Source organism: Clostridium sp. OM05-6BH (assembly GCF_003481635.1).
In the GTDB taxonomy this organism is placed as follows: Bacteria; Bacillota; Clostridia; order Lachnospirales; family Lachnospiraceae; genus Butyribacter.
The window spans coordinates 103,500-119,645 of sequence record NZ_QULH01000005.1; the positions used below are offsets into that span (position 1 = coordinate 103,500).

General features: G+C 39.5%; 14 protein-coding genes and 1 other annotated feature. All 14 genes read left to right on the forward strand.

The window, feature by feature from the left end; translation table 11 throughout:
* Positions 1-11: 11 nt before the first annotated feature.
* Positions 12-200, forward strand: a complete 189-nt coding sequence (locus tag DXB73_RS06645; protein WP_118690535.1) for a hypothetical protein — start codon at positions 12-14, stop codon at positions 198-200.
* A gap of 217 nt (positions 201-417) precedes the next feature.
* Positions 418-999 (forward strand): biotin/lipoyl-binding protein, encoded by a 582-nt coding sequence (locus tag DXB73_RS06650; protein ID WP_118690536.1) that lies wholly within the window; start codon positions 418-420, stop codon positions 997-999.
* The gene (locus tag DXB73_RS06655) at positions 975-1,934 is read left to right on the forward strand and encodes an efflux RND transporter periplasmic adaptor subunit (protein ID WP_118690537.1); all 960 of its coding nucleotides are present in this window, start codon (positions 975-977) and stop codon (positions 1,932-1,934) included. Before DXB73_RS06650 ends, DXB73_RS06655 begins: the two co-directional genes overlap by 25 nt.
* A 15-nt stretch (positions 1,935-1,949) precedes the next feature.
* Positions 1,950-2,741, forward strand: a complete 792-nt coding sequence (locus DXB73_RS06660) for an ABC transporter ATP-binding protein (protein ID WP_118690538.1) — start codon at positions 1,950-1,952, stop codon at positions 2,739-2,741.
* Complete coding sequence (locus DXB73_RS06665) at positions 2,735-4,024, forward strand: ABC transporter permease (protein WP_118690539.1); 1,290 nt, start codon at positions 2,735-2,737, stop codon at positions 4,022-4,024. Before DXB73_RS06660 ends, DXB73_RS06665 begins: the two co-directional genes overlap by 7 nt.
* A gap of 180 nt (positions 4,025-4,204) precedes the next feature.
* Positions 4,205-5,179 carry a hypothetical protein gene (locus DXB73_RS06670; protein WP_118690540.1) on the forward strand — a complete coding sequence of 325 codons (975 nt, stop codon included), beginning with the start codon at positions 4,205-4,207 and terminating at the stop codon, positions 5,177-5,179.
* 126 nt (positions 5,180-5,305) lie between these two features.
* Positions 5,306-5,591 (forward strand) — a binding site (T-box leader).
* A gap of 131 nt (positions 5,592-5,722) precedes the next feature.
* The gene (locus DXB73_RS06675) at positions 5,723-7,423 is read left to right on the forward strand and encodes a carbon starvation CstA family protein (RefSeq protein WP_118690541.1); all 1,701 of its coding nucleotides are present in this window, start codon (positions 5,723-5,725) and stop codon (positions 7,421-7,423) included.
* A gap of 959 nt (positions 7,424-8,382) precedes the next feature.
* The gene (locus DXB73_RS06680) at positions 8,383-8,763 is read left to right on the forward strand and encodes a hypothetical protein (protein WP_182448504.1); all 381 of its coding nucleotides are present in this window, start codon (positions 8,383-8,385) and stop codon (positions 8,761-8,763) included.
* A gap of 169 nt (positions 8,764-8,932) precedes the next feature.
* Positions 8,933-9,934, forward strand: coding sequence for a hypothetical protein (locus DXB73_RS06685; protein WP_118690543.1), 1,002 nt, complete (start codon positions 8,933-8,935; stop codon positions 9,932-9,934).
* A 138-nt stretch (positions 9,935-10,072) separates the two neighbouring features.
* On the forward strand, positions 10,073-11,713 hold the full coding sequence (locus DXB73_RS06690; protein WP_022024118.1) for a leucine-rich repeat domain-containing protein: 1,641 nt from the start codon (positions 10,073-10,075) through the stop codon (positions 11,711-11,713).
* 325 nt (positions 11,714-12,038) lie between these two features.
* Positions 12,039-12,677, forward strand: coding sequence for a LytTR family DNA-binding domain-containing protein (locus DXB73_RS06695; RefSeq protein WP_118690544.1), 639 nt, complete (start codon positions 12,039-12,041; stop codon positions 12,675-12,677).
* Positions 12,678-13,008: 331 nt separating this feature from the next.
* Positions 13,009-14,220 carry a hypothetical protein gene (locus tag DXB73_RS06700; RefSeq protein WP_118507514.1) on the forward strand — a complete coding sequence of 404 codons (1,212 nt, stop codon included), beginning with the start codon at positions 13,009-13,011 and terminating at the stop codon, positions 14,218-14,220.
* 4 nt (positions 14,221-14,224) lie between these two features.
* On the forward strand, positions 14,225-15,139 hold the full coding sequence (locus DXB73_RS06705) for a hypothetical protein (protein WP_118690545.1): 915 nt from the start codon (positions 14,225-14,227) through the stop codon (positions 15,137-15,139).
* 34 nt (positions 15,140-15,173) lie between these two features.
* Positions 15,174-16,007 (forward strand): hypothetical protein, encoded by an 834-nt coding sequence (locus DXB73_RS06710; protein WP_118690546.1) that lies wholly within the window; start codon positions 15,174-15,176, stop codon positions 16,005-16,007.
* Positions 16,008-16,146 lie beyond the last annotated feature (139 nt).

Sequence of the window (16,146 nt, forward strand, 5' to 3'; positions counted from 1 at the left end):
GGGGTGAATCATTGGAGGGCATATGCGAGAAAAAAGATGATTATTACCAGTCAGTCTATCAGCAGAGCGAACAGGATATCACCAAAGTGATATTAGAAGGAATCTTGTCTGCATCTGTGGGAGAAGATAGCAGAGATTACGCAGACAATGTTTATGCGATCAAGAAGCATTATCTGCATATTCAATATGGTGTGCAATAGGAAGTGAAATGTTGACAGCCAAGATTTAAGAAACGGCTGTCGAGATGTTTCACATCTTCTTCAATGATTGCACACGTAATTTTCATGATTTTTTAATAAAGTAATTTCCAACCAAACATCAAATTTTTAGGTTACAACATAACTTAAGCAAGTTGATGAAGTCTTAAAATTAGCGAATGAAATTTGAGACGACATCATTTGTAGACTGGAGGTTACTATGAAAATTACAGCAAAACGAATCAAAAAGAGGTGGATTGCAGGGGGAATTGTGATCGTGGCAGCAGCCGTTGGAATCGCACTTTTTGTGAAAGCGAAAGGAAGCAAAGACACCGTAAATGCAGGCTCTGGACAGCAATCGACAGTTCAACTCTTAAAGCAGGATTTGGTAGAGTCTATCAGCGCAACCGGAGCTTTTGAGAGCGCAACGAACAAGAGTGTAACGTCGACAGCAACCAATCTAACAGTTAAAAAAGTTCTTGTGGCAGTAGGAGATACAGTACAAAAGGGAGATTCTCTCGTTAAATTTGATCAAAGCGATCTGGAAGATGCTTATGCAGATGCAAAAGACAACTTGTCCAACACGACAACCAGTGCGAATGCCGAGGTGACAAATGCAAAGAAACAGCTCAGTAATGCACAGACAACTTATTCAGACAGTAAGACATCAAGTGCAGCGTCAGTAAAGAAAACGAAGGCATCCCTGCAAACGCTCAAAAAGACAATACGTTCGTTGAAAGATAAAATCAAGGTAGCAAAACAGCGCTACAGCAGGAATTGTCACAGGCGCGGGAGCAGTTGACGCAGGCACAGGAAAAATATGAACAGGCTGTCAGCAACCAGACCTCCGGTAATCGTCAAAATCAGTCTTCTGTGGATTCTGCCAAGACTGCAGTAGAACAGGCTGAGACAAATCGAACCAAGCAGATCAAAGAAGCACAGAAGCAGGTAAAGGAAGCAAAAGAGAATTTGGACAATTGTGCTGTTACGGCACCCGTGTCCGGTACCGTAACCTCACTTTCGGTAGAGGAAGGCGATACGTATTCGGGAGGAACTTTATTACAGATTCAGGATACACAATCCTTTGTTATTACGACAAGTGTAGATGAATATGACATCAGCGATGTTAAGGTGGGGCAACGAGTAGTTATTTTGACAGATGCGACAGATAATGACGAACTGGAGGGTAAAGTGACATTTGTGGCACCATCTACAGATAGCAGTGGCAGTACGTCAACAGAAGCACAGGGTCAGTCATCAGGTACAACTGCCAGTTCTAGTGACGGATACGAAGTAAAAATCAAGGTGACATCAAGTGACGACCGTATTAAGCTTGGAATGACAGCTAAATGCAGTATTGTCAAAAAAGAAGCGTCGGATGTTTACGCAGTACCATACGATGCGGTACACAAGGAAAATGGAGAAAGTTATATTTTGGTCAAAGATGGGGATTCCACCTCAAAAGTGACCGTAACAACCGGAATGGAGACAGATTATTATATTGAAGTGCAGGGCGATGATCTGCAGGAAGGATTGCAAGTAGTTATTCCAACAGATAAAACAGATTCCTCTTCGGATTCTAATAAGCAGAATAGCACCTTTGGTGGTTTCGGCGGAATGGGAGGCACACCTGACGGCAGTACAGGGAACAAAGGCGACCGTGGTGGCATGAATGGATCCAAGGGTGGATCCGGCGGAATGGGTGGACCGGGAGGCGGTCAGGCACCATCCAAATAGAATGGAGGATTAGCTATGGAGATAACAAAGAAAGCAAAGCAGCAGTTGACAGCAAGTCCAGCCATTATTGATCTGCAGGAAATCGTAAAACGTTTTTATATTGGTAAACCAAATGAACTTGAAATATTACATGGTATTGATCTTCAGGTACAGGAAGGACAGTTCGTATCTATTGTCGGAGAGTCCGGTTCCGGCAAATCGACATTAATGAATATTATTGGTGCTTTGGATCAGCCGACAGGTGGTCAATACCTGCTTGATGGCGAATGTGTTGGCAATTTGAAAGATAAACAGTTGTCTGAGATTCGCAACCAAAAGATTGGGTTTGTATTTCAAACGTATAATCTGATTCCGCGGACATCTGCACTTGCCAATGTAGAGCTGCCAATGCTTTATGCAGGGGTGACTCGCAAGGAACGGACAGAGCGTGCAAAGGAACTTTTGGAGCTGGTTGGTATGAAAGATCGTATGCATCATAAGCCGGATGAATTATCCGGTGGACAAAAGCAGCGAACCGCAATCGCGCGTGCTATGGCAAATGATCCGGCGTTAATTCTGGCGGATGAGCCGACGGGAGCACTGGATTCGGCGACGGGTCATCATATCATGGATTTATTTCACAAATTACACCGCGAGCAGGGAAAAACGATCGTCCTGATCACACATTCCAGAGAATTGGCAGAAGAAACGGAGAGAATTATTACATTGCGTGATGGCGTAATTGTGGATGATACCGGAAAAACCAGAGCAGTCGGACATGGTGGAAAAGCTGTGGATGAGACCGGAAAGAGAGGTGGCGTATGCTGATCATAGAGAATATTCGGATGGCAGTGGGGTCACTTCGAGCCGGCAAAATGCGCGCACTTTTAACAATGCTTGGAATCATTATTGGTATTGGTTCTGTTATAGCGATCATGACAGTCAGCTCTTCATTGACGACATCCATTGCGGATTCTTTTCAGGAAATGGGAGCCAATAATATTACTGTTGGTGTAAAGCAGTCCAGTGAACAGGAGCAGGTTTCTGCGAATGGAATGCGATTTGGCACTTCTGGCAAAAGTGCGGATCTGGAAGAGGACGATCGTATTACGGATGAAATGATCGAAGGTTTGCAGAAGCAGTATTCCGATCAAATTGATGCGATTGCACTAAGTGAATCGGTTGGAAGTGGCACAGCAGAGCGGGAGAGTGAATCTGCGAACATCACTATTACAGGAATAAATGAGCAATACTTTGCCAGCAGTAAAATTACATTATTAGCCGGCCGCAAGATTAAGAAAAAAGATCTGACCGGTAAGAAAAAGGTGATCATGGTCACCGATAAAGTAGTGGAAAATCTGTTTGATGGAGATAATTCTGCAGCACTGGCACAGAGCATAAGCCTAAATCTTGATGGCAGTTATGAAAAATATTATATTGTCGGTGTGTATAAATATGAGAGTGGCAGCAATGTCAGTGAATCTTCGGATGAGGATGTGACAACGGCAGCGTACATTCCGCTAACGACGGCAAAGGAACAGACACATGCGGATGAAGGATATTCGCAGTTTACAGTGGTTACATCGACCAAAGTGGATAGTGTGTCTGCTTTTGCAGAGCAGATCGAACAGTATTTTAAGCCATATTATGCAGCAAATGAAGACTACGAAGTGTCGACTTCGACGATGGAGTCTATGACAGAGTCAATGACAGAAATGGTGCAGACAGTATCGATCGCAATTGCATTTATTGCCGGAATTTCTCTTTTGGTTGGAGGAATTGGAGTGATGAATATTATGCTCGTGTCTGTCACGGAACGAACCAGAGAAATCGGCACACGAAAAGCATTGGGGGCCAAAAACAGCTCCATTCGATTGCAGTTTATCATTGAATCTGTGCTCTTGTGCTTGGTTGGAGGAATCTTGGGAATTGTCGTCGGTCTGATACTCGGTGCGGCAGCGGCAGCTATTTTAGGATATTCTGCCACAGCGCCGGTAGCGGCAATGATCATATCTGTTGCTTTTTCGATGGTGATCGGTATTTTCTTCGGCTATTATCCGGCAGGGAAAGCAGCAAAGCTGGATCCGATCGAAGCACTGCGTTACGAATAAGAGAAGAGAAACGCTGCAGGGCACTGTATCATATCTTTATAAGCAAGATGAGAGGCTGGGGAATCTACTCCGGCCTCTTGCACTATGCTAATTGCCACATTGAGCCGATATAACCAATATAGTGAATCATCAGTTCTGATTTGTAGTGCTGATTAGATTGCAGATCAAGGAGGGAGTGCAATGAATCAAGTTAGTTTTAGAAACGGAGTTCCAACAAGGACACAGGTGGCAGTGCATTCTGTAGGTGCGCAGAGTACAGATGGTGAATCGTCAGAAGCAGTCGCAGCATCTGATACGATGACGCAGAGTGCTGCGGAGATGGGTTATGCACAAGATGCGGGACAGATGTCTGCTACGGCAAAGAGGACATCGACAGAGAAACAGGCGGCAAGTGTGGAAATTTCAGAAGAGGGATGGAATGCGATGGAAGATTATAATCAAAGTGCGATTGAGTATTCCATGCAATTGTTAGAACGCTTGAAAGAGAGCCGTCAAAACAGTAAGTCTACAAATACAAAAACAACAAAGCAGCCGGTTAATTATAGCTTTCGCAAAGTGTCAGCAGCGATTGCACGAGCCAAAAACGTGAATCAGGCGAGCAATGCGCTTACCTCTGCCAATTCTGCGCTATCCGCATTGCGACGCAAATCTGCTTCCGGTCAATATAATGACGACGAATTGCAGATTGCCATAAACCATGCCAAAAAGATGGTACGCGTTGCCCGCAAAAAAGTGCAGAATATACGGCGTGAATCGCAGATGGAAAGTGATGATAAAGGAACAGTGCATCGGAAGCAAAACGAAACCGGACAGAAGATAGTGCGACGTCGCAAAAAGGCAGATGAAAAAGAAGATGCACTGCAGGAATTACAACTTCTGAAAAAGCAGATGAAAACGCGCAGGGAGCAGGAAAAATATTCACATCGAAGGCACGAGGGACAGAATTTAATGAGTGCCGACATGGAATATTTGCAGAAAATGATACGTTTACTGAAAAACGAAGGATTTGGAACGATTAATGCCACTTCTGATCTGATGTTTGCAGATGAGCAGACGGGAACGATAACGTACTCTACTACTGCAGCAGCGACAACGACAAGTACAGGGGAGGGTGCAGCATCTGCGACAGTGGAAGCACCGGTAAGCGCAGAATAGGGTGATCCACTATGAACAACAGACGTTTCAAATGGTAAGTGAATAAAATTAATGTCATATATGAAAAAAATTAATTTTAAGTGTTGACAAATCGATTTTAAAGTGCTAATCTTTGTTTCAACAAAAACAAAATCGTTGAACAGAACAAGGTTTTTCGGATCCCTCGTATTGCAGAGAGCTGTCGGTTGGTGCGAGACAGTATACCGAACGGAAAGCTATCCTCTGCGAGATGTGCACTGAAATTTCTGGCTTAGTCAGATACGGTAAGTGTCACCGGGTTCTCCCGTTATAGAGAAGCTTATTGAAAATATGTGGTCGATTTATGGGACACATATCGTGATAAGAGTAAGAGGTCATTTTGATGTGACAAATGAAGTGGTACCGCGGAAGTATATAAGCTTTCGTCTTTGTGTAAAGATACATAGAGATCTTTATATGAAGACGAAAGCTTTTTTTCACTTTATGGGTTACATCGTCAAATCCATGTGAAAGCGTCATGGATCTGTAATACTTTGTTTTACGCTTTAGAAATGGAGGAAAGAAATGAATGGATTAGTTATTGTTTTAATCAGCATTGTTGCATTAGGCGCCGGTTATCTGCTGTACGGAAGATGGCTTGCACGCAAATGGGGAATTGATGAGAATGCACAGACACCCGCTAAAAAGTTTGAGGATGGTCAGGACTTTGTCCCATCTTCAAAGTTTACTGTATTTTCGCATCAGTTTTCATCTATCGCAGGTGCCGGCCCTGTAACAGGACCAATCTTAGCATCTGTATTCGGATGGGTTCCGGTGCTCTTGTGGCTGATCGTCGGCGGTCTCTTTTTCGGCGCAGTACAGGATTTCGGTGCTTTGTATGCATCTGTTAAGAATGAAGGTAAATCGATGGGTATGATCATCGAGAAATACATCGGTAAAGCAGGAAGAAAATTATTTATGTTGTTTTGCTGGCTGTTCACCTTGTTGGTTATTGCAGCATTTACAGACATGGTTGCCGGCACATTTGTTGGAAAAGGAGCAGCAGATCTTACGAAAGCATCTGCTTACGCACATTCTTCCGCAGCATCCATTTCCATGCTATTCATTTTAGCGGCAATTTTATTTGGTCTGCTTCAGAAAAAAGTAGGAGATATGCCGGAGTGGTCAAGAGCAGTGGTAGCAATTGCAATGCTCGTAGTAATGTTTGCGATTGGTATGAAACTTCCAATGTATGCAACTAAATCCACTTGGATCTACATCATCATGGCATATTTGTTCTTAGCTTCCATCATGCCAATGTGGCTTTTGATGCAGCCTAGAGATTATATGACAACATTTATGCTGCTTGGCATGATCATTGGCGCAGTTGTTGGTGTCGTTGTAGCACATCCTGCCATGAAATTAAATGCGTATAACGGCTTTGTTGTAGGACAGGGACCGGCAAAGAGCTATTTATTCCCAACTTTGTTTGTTACGATTGCCTGTGGAGCGGTATCCGGATTCCATAGTTTGGTATCGTCCGAAACATCTTCTAAGACAGTAAGTAATGAAAAAGATATGCCGATGATCGGTTATGGCGCCATGGTAGTAGAATCATTACTCGGTGTTGTTGCTTTGGTTGTCGTTGGTGCGGTAGCAGTTAACGGAATGAAGCCGGAAGGTACCCCGTTTGCAATCTTCTCAACCGGTGTTGCAGGATTCCTTGAGAAATTTGGTATTCCGGTACAGATCGCAACAGTATTTATGACAATGTGTGTATCTGCATTGGCATTGACTTCATTGGATTCCGTTGCTCGAATCGGTAGAATGTCTTTCCAAGAATTATTCTTAGGAGATACGACAGATCCGGAGAAGATGACACCGGTACAGCGTGTACTTACAAATAAATATTTTGCAACAGTAATTACATTGTTCTTTGGTTACTTATTAACACTTGGTGGATACAACAATGTATGGCCACTCTTTGGTTCAGCAAACCAGTTGCTTGCTGCCTTGGTATTGATCGCACTTGCAGTATTCTTAAAAACAACAGGTCGTACCGGATGGACTTTGTATATCCCAATGTTTGCTATGTTAGCAGTAACATTTACTGCATTGGTTCAGAAGTTTATCGCATTAGTACAGAATGTATCTGCTGGTCAGGCTACATTCTTAGTAGATGGTTTGCAGTTGATCGTAGCGATCCTGTTGATGGTACTTGGTGTATTAGTAGCATTTAGCTGCTTGAAGAAGCTCTTCACTGCTAAGAAATCAGCAGAGGCGTAAGGAGTTAGCCAAGCGATTACTAGAGACTTTGGATTACGTGATGGAAAACTTATAGGTTACTAAAACTTCCCATACCGGAAGTTATTGTCCAAACCACATATTGCTTATTATGTCGATGGTTTAATTATATTTTGCAACTGATATATAGTGAATACTGCCATCAAAAAACAATAGCAATTGCTTTGCCGCAATTAGTTTTCACAGTGATTTCTAAATTTTGTTGTCTCTGATGTATGGTTTACATGCCTTTCGGAAACTCGAAGTCCCGGAAGCAAGGTAATCATCATTTTTGAAAGGGACTTTGCGCTCGTCGTTACTTATGTCTCGTATCTCAGAGACATTAAGTAACGTAGTGCATCGTAGCGAAAGCCTCCCGTCCAAAAATGGATGATACCTTGCTAGACCGGGACATCTCAGACATTCCTTCAGGCATGTATTCATCAGAGACTTAACAAAATAAGAAATCACGTAAAAACTCTGCGTTCTTCGGCAATTGTCTTAGTTTTTTTGATGACAGGATAATTTACTTTATCGGTTGCAAAATAGCTATTGTTTTACTGACATAATAAGCAATATGTGGTTGTGTGAGATAATGAGGTATGGGAAGCTTAAATAGGTTAATGAAAGAGAGTTTGTTATATGTCGCTGGAAAGACAATGTAACAAACTCTTTTTTAATTAATAGGAAACTGCTGTTGTGTAGCGCGACATCACCAAGAATTGCTTTAGCAATTCTTGCAAAGCAAAGCGCTGGCTTTGCTTTTTTTTGAACTGATTGATCAAAATATAGTAAATAAAAACGAACAAATATTGTGAGATGTGTACAATTTCGACGTACAAAAATATGAAATGTGCCAATAGTAATTTTTGATTGAAAATGATATAATGCCACATACGAAATGATAAACACAGCATATTTTAGGGAAGAGTAGATTACTATATGGCAATGAAAATATAGCATTGACATTAGACGATGACGCAGTTAAGATAATCTTAAGTACAAAGGGAACAATGGACGATGTGAGTCCCGCAATGAAACGGATTTTGGATTATATTGATGGAAAAGGTGCGTCGGACAAATTTACAGAGGAGTTGGAAGAAGCAGTGCGTTCGGCCCGCCAAAATGAGAGATGGAGGTTGGATTATATGACATTAGAATATGAATACCGTCAGCGCTACCTAGAGGGAAAGGAAGAAGGGCGAGAAGAAGGTCGTGCGGAAGGCCGAGAAAGAACGATTCAAAAGCTACATGAACGGGGCGAAAGTATTGCATCTATTGCGGACATTGTAGAGTTGAATGAAGAAGAGGTTAAGCGTGTAATATCTAAATTGAAACTGTAAGGTATAAGAACTATAATGTACCCGATTAAGTGGACATGTGAAAAAGGAATCAAATCCTATAAAGTAGACACATGGTTAAAGGCAATAAATTAATAAAACTTCTCGTTTCCTATAATTTCTAAAATGGAGCAAAAGAACTAAATTTCTCTAACAGGCGGTTTTTTATTGTTTGGTGGTAATAACGTATTATAATGCAAGAGATGATGGCAACGGAGAGATCCGTGGCATTCGTGGTGGTCAATATATGAAGGATTTGCGTACAGAAAAGGGGATTATTATGAGTAAAAATATAAAAGATACAATGACAGCAATATTTTCCATGTGTATTCTTTTGGTGGCAGCTGCAGGAGTAAAAGCGGACAGCAACTTGCAACAAAAGACAGTGCATATATTGACAAAGCAGGAAAAGGAACAAAAACAGGAGTTACAACAAATAAAAAAAGAACTTACGAATCACTCAAAATCGTATCAGAAAAATGATACAGAAGGAGAGACGGTTGAAGAACAAGAAAGTGCTTTGGGAAAAGAACAGTACGATTACAGTAAAGCGTTTCGGGTACAGTTAGTAGATGATCTGATGATTACAGCATATAAGAAAAAGGGGAAAAATATCGACAAACTATTTGGTGATACTTACGAATGGTATGTTCCCTACACAACGAAATCAGGGCGTGCAGGAATTACAATGTTGCAGAAAGTGAACGGCAAATATCAATGGATGTCAGAGTCAGACGATGGGGAGATTGGTCAAACCGTTTTAGATAAAGACAAAGTTGCTTCGGTGGCTACTAAAGTAATCAGCGCAAAGAATACGATAAAAGATATTCGTTTGTTAAGAAATGATTTGTATTATTTAAATATGATATATGTAAAATGTGCAAAAGAAAGTTATATGATACCTTTTGCAGATGCACCGGATGTGTTTAATGCTAAAGCTGGGAAAAAGGGGCTTGTTAATGGAAAAGTATATACAACAAAAGAATTTATGAGTCTTATGAACACCATGTTTGATGAACAATTGTTGATGAATGCAGATCCCGATACTTCCGGGAATGCATTACCCTATAGACAAAAATCTTCAAAATATATGGGATTTGTTATTTTGTTTCTTATTTGCGGCGGTGCGGCTATCATTGGATGCAGATTATTTGACAGACAGTATACAAGGTGATATATTAAAATATAAGGCATATTGGTTACAAGCACAGGTCTATATGTAGCAGTAGATAAAAGGGAGAGCAAAGTTTCAGATTACAAAGCAGCAATTTATCAAGTACAGTTAAAATAGTGATTGCAAGGAGGGGGGATTATGAAAAGAGCAGGTTATATTATTACACTAATGATCGCATTTTGGATGGTAGCAGGGGGATTGTTTTTTGCACAAAGTGTACAGGCAAAAGTAGTCTCTGGAAGCTGTGGTGGTGAGACAAAATACCGCTATGACAGCAAGTCGAAGAAGCTGGAACTTTATGGACGGGGAGTTGTGTCGCAAACCATTCGTGTAGATGAACAACTTAGCCGTAAAAACAGATACTTTCAGGTGAAAAAATTAGTGATACGACAGGGGATTACAGCAATCAAAGATTCTTCGGTTCTTCAATATGCGTCCGAAGAAGAAAGAGGAATATCGGATGATTATGAGCCCGGCTGGGGTTTTGATGTGTGGAGAGGTCTGGGTGATGCAACTGAAAAATTATATGTGGAATTACCGGAAGGATTCACCACGATTACAGCCAACATGTTTGGTGATATACAGGTAAGGGAAATCTATATTCCGGCAAGTGTGACAAAAATTGAAGAAGGGGCATTTGGGGCACAGATTTATCTTACAAGTATTCGAGTCTCTTTTAACAACTCAAAGTACAGATCGCAAAATGGTGTTTTATATAATAAGAAAATGACAACACTTATCTGTTATCCGATGGGAAAGGAAGGTCGAACCTTCGTTGTTCCTGATACTGTTCGTCAGACAGCACCACTATCATTTAAGGGAAATTATTATTTGAAAAAAATTGTCTTACCGAAGAACTTACACAAATTAGGAGAGGGAAGTTTCTTTGATTGTATTTTACTTAAGGATGTGAATTTGGAGACACTTAATCATCTGGAGCGAATTTCAGATTATTACAACAAGTCTGATGTGCGAGTGATACATTATTATGATTCGGAGAATGAAGACCCATATGATCGCTATGTGAATGGCGTGGACTATTTTGCGTTAGATCATGATGAGGGACAATTCGATGGCTATTTGAAGAGATATGGAACTTTTGCAGGGACAGGAATTACGAGTTTTCGTATGCCGTCAAACTTACAATATATTGCACCGGAGACATTTAGAAATTGTGAGCAGTTGAAAACATTTTACATTGGCAAAGCATTTCGCGGAAAGATCAATTATGGCGAAGAAGGAGATCCGGATACGCTGTTTTTGTATTATGCACCGATCAGATTGATCCAGATTGATAAGGAGAATACGTCATATCAGTTGCAAAACGAAATTTTATATACGAGGGATGGTCACATTCTTTGCCAAGCACTCAAAAATGACAATGCAGATTCTCAATTGACAATTCCATCCTGTGTGACGGAGATTGCGGATGGTGCCTTTTATCGTAATAGTGAGTTTGGGGCGATTGAAGTGAAGGGGAGTCTTGAGAGAATTGGAATCTCGGCCTTTGCTTGCGCTGATGTCGGTAGTTTTTATGTGAAAGGTGGGGTAAACTATTTGGATCGCGGAAGCTTTTATCAGAGTGCTATTTCCGAATGGCGATGTCATGGAGGGGTGAAAAAGTACGAGAAAAGTGCATTTCAGGATGTTGATGCAACAAACGGATATGCGATAGATATGAATGCAATAACAAAATTATATCAAGAACTCTTATATGTGAATGCTACAACGGATTTGAGTTATTGGGTGAAGACAATCTGGAACTGGATCATAATGTAATGGGAATATCATGTAAGATTTGAGGACAAAAGAAGTGAGGGATAATGACGTAAAAAAATAAATTATTTTGTCAGGATTTTGCCGCGCGATTCGTTATATATTATTGAAGCAGTTGAATTGATTACTCGAAAAGTGCTATGCTGTCAAAGAATAAGAGTATCATTAGTGGAGATGAGACAGTAAAGTATTTTTAGAATTTTTTTCAAATCATTTTAATTTATTAAAATAAAATGAACCTTTTGGGCTTTTAAATAGTCTAATATATAAAAGGGAATATTTTGGCAGGGTTCAAATCATTTGTCGAATAATACGAGGGGGTATAGAAATGGTGAAGGTTGCAGTGTGTGATACTGATGAAAATTATTTAAGAAAGGAGAAAAGACTTGTAGATCAATATATGCGGGTACATGGTTATCAATACTGTATAGAATCTCCTGCATCTGAGGTGGATTTAATGATTATCGGAGATGCTTACCGCATTATTTTCGTGACAGCATGTCAGGGAGTGCATGTTGATGAAACTAAAATAAACGCGATGCAGAATATCATAAAAGGTGATGCTATGTGGGATAAGCGGATAGTTAGATGTATGGACGATTTTATGCAGAGATTTATTGAGAAAACTTCAAAATTACAATTTGCTTTTGTGGAAGGAAATAAGAAGATATATCCTAGCGATATAGTATATATTGAGAGTTGTTTACATAGAGTGATATTTCACATTAAAAATGTATCGAAAACATACTCTATGTATCAGAAATTAGATAGAATTGAAGAAATATTGTGCATGTATGGATTTTGTCGCATTCATAAAAGTTTTCTTGTCAACATGAGATATGTCGAGAGTATTCAGCGATATTCGGCGAGATTGACGGATGAAATTAGCATTCAAGAAGAACTCAGTGTTTCACAAAGTAAATATAATAAGGTACAAGAGGAGTATGCGAAATATTACGATATATAGCACAGAGGATAAATTATTATTGTGACTTTTAAATTCTGCATTTTATTTTTGAATTCTGCAATAGTTATAGATATATTCCTCAGAGTATGTAAAATAAAGACAGATGCCATGAGGGTGAGCTTGTTTAGCATATCAATGCAGTTTTAACTGTGAAATCGGTGACCAATTCGTTTCCGACTACATCAGTGTCATTTACAGGGACTTCAAATGGAAAGGCAATGAAATATAAAAATGCCATACCACTTTCAGGTCAGAAATTGAAATTTAGAGGAACTGTATCAAACTACACTGCTTTTACAATTAAAGCACAGGTGAAAGGATAATAAAGATTATGAGAGTATTTCACAAAAACTATTTACTATATTGTATATTATTAATTCTTACATTATGCATTACAGGATGTCAAAAAGCGCCGAAGCGAGACAAAGATACAACGGATAAAGTTGATTTATCTTCGGACAAGTTAGTGCCTGTACAAGAAGCAAAGCGACAGACTTTGAAGTTGCAGGGGATTAATATGGATGGGCTGCAATTTCCTAAAATGATTATGTTTCCAGACGTGCAAGAGATCTCGGAGATAAAACTCACCCCTTGGTATACCCAAAATGATAATGATCTAAAAAAAGTGATCCAGTCGTTATGGAGTGATTATGATACTGTGGATTGGGAGAAAATTCAAGAACAGGATTTTCCAAACGACAATATTCCGAATTATTATGGGAAGGAAAAAAGTGATAAGAAAACCGGAAAAACATATTCTTATAGTTCTATGGGATTTTTCTGTGGAAATTCATTGGGAGATGAACCTGAGCCATCAATTGATAACTGTGTGAAAAAATATAATTTTGAATGGGGAGAGGTCGCATCAAAGCAGGACAAATATGCTCTACAAGACGGTGAACTTTCGGTATTAGATGCAGTTACATATACAGAAGGTCTCTTTAATAAACATATGCGGTCGTTTGAGAAGGAAAAGTTTACTTATAAAGTACAACATTTGTATGTCATGAAAGTACCTGATCAAGAGTATTATAGCTACAGCATGGTGATCGGACGGCTATATAATGGAATGGTAGTGGATACAAGCTCCGATTTTTTATTAGCTGATGGAAAAAGTTATCCATATACGCATTGCGGAAATCACATTATGGCGACTATGTGTCATAAGAAGACATTAGATTATGTTAATACAGGTTTCGAATGCTTTGATATTGCAAGCACGAAAGCGCATAAAAAAATCATCTCGCCACTTTGGGCGGTACGTAAAATTAAGAAAGAGATTGCTCATATTGGAGGTATGTCGTTTCAAAATTGTGGATTGGTATATCTGCTTGTACAAAAGAACCATGAGGCAAAGGATAATGTTCAGGGGGTGTATCAGTGCGTAGACGATACGACTTGTTTGCGTCCGGTATGGGTGTTTATGACAGGAGCTTCAGGATCTGCATTTAATACAAGCACAGATGATATACATGGCGCTAGCGTTATTGTTGATGCACTGGATGGGACATTATATTATTATGAGGAAACAGGGGGGTACTGATCCTATGATAAGGTTAGAGATCAAAAAGAGCATAAAAAGCAGATATTTTTTGATTGCAGTTGCACTTCTTTATATTATGTTTATGCTTGGGGACAGTGGACAGGTATTAGGAGATGAAACATCAACAACAATCCTTCAGGCAATTTGGAACAAATTTCATGGAAATTGGACCAAAGGGTTTAGTTCATCCTATTTGACCCCTATGAACAATATGTGGCAGGATAATGCATATTTGCCGGTTGTGATGCCTGTAATTTGTGGTTTCCCAAGTGTGATTAATTACTTAGAGGAAATTTCAACGAAAAATAAGAGGATGATAATTACAAGATGCAGTTTTAAGGAATATTATACTGCTAAAATCATTGCAAATGCGATTACTGCAGTAGGTGTTTCTATCACGGCGATCGTATTATTTTATGCTACACTTTTGGTGGGATATGATTATATTCCAGTGTCTGATGAATCGTTTTCAGTTATATACTTTACGTTTTCCGGTAAGATGATAGAGGGAGCTGATAGTGCACAAAAGATTTCGATGACTCTGATTTATATGCAACTGATGAAAGGAATATTATTCTTTTGTCTGTATTCCGTGATAAATAGTTCTTTCTGTTTTTTGATGGGAGTATTGCTACAGGATAAATATTTGGTATTAGGCAGCACGATTGCAGTAATTTATTTGCAGTGTAGAATATATGGAGAATTATCCACCAAATATCTTAGAGATGGAAAAATTCTCGCAGGCAGAGTGGCAGATCTGATCAATCCATGTTTTTTGCATTATGCAGGTTCCTCGGTAGAGGGGTTTTATCAAAATAGAACATGGCTGGCTTTGCTTATTGCGGTGATTATCATAGCGTTTAATTATTGGTTGATGGTTTATGTGTCGCAAAGGCAGTTTGATATTACGGAACGCTAAGGAAAACAAAAGATCATAGAAACGGAGGGCTACGATGAAAAAAGTTTTATTGATACTTCGACCCGGTTTGCAAGAATCATTTGCAGATAAAAAGAATATTATTTTGTTGTTGATCATTGGTTTTATTTTGGATAACGGTGTCAGAGTGATGGTTGATCATGCAAAACAAGTTGGACAGCCGCTTGGAGTATTTGAAACATTTATTATGTGCTTAAACCACTGGTATTATCTGGTTGTTTTTTTGGTGGGCTATGTGTTGATCCTCACTACGATTCCAAGGTTGGATAGTGATCAGTTGTTATTGATATACCGTGCCGGTAAAAAAGGGTGGTTTTTTGGAGAACTTTTGCAGATCACCCTGTATTCTTTGGCATATATTTTGTTACTTATGGCTGGCTGCATGGTTTGTGCTGCAAAGTATAGTTATATAGGAAATATATGGAGTAATTTTACCATCTATTATAAGAGCAGTTATGAAAAATTGCTGTCTGATAATAATCGATTTATTGACCAACAGGTTTTTAAGTATTATTCCCCTTACCAAGCGGTAATTCATGGCGTAGTATTACTTTTGCTTTGCATGGTGTTAATGGGAACGGTGACGCTCTATTTTTCGATTATGAATAAAAAATTAGTGGCAATTCTGTTGAATGTGATTTCGATTTTATTTGTACTTATTTTTAATAATTATCGCATAGGGGCTATGTGGTTGTCTCCGTTTTGTCACGCCGTGCTCGCACTTCATAATAGGTATGTTTATACAGAGTTTTCTGTATCGCTTGGGTATTCCTATGCATATTTGGTGCTGTTGGAAATAATAATGATTGGATTATCTATAAAGCAGTTGAAGAAAAAGATGTTTTATTAGTACACTGATTTAAACTTCGCACATCAAAAGATGCTGTCGGGTCACATATTGCTTATTATGTCAGTAAAAAATATGATATTTTGCAGCCGGCAAACTAACTTGTTCTGCCGGCAGCGAACTAAGATAATTGCCGCAGAAC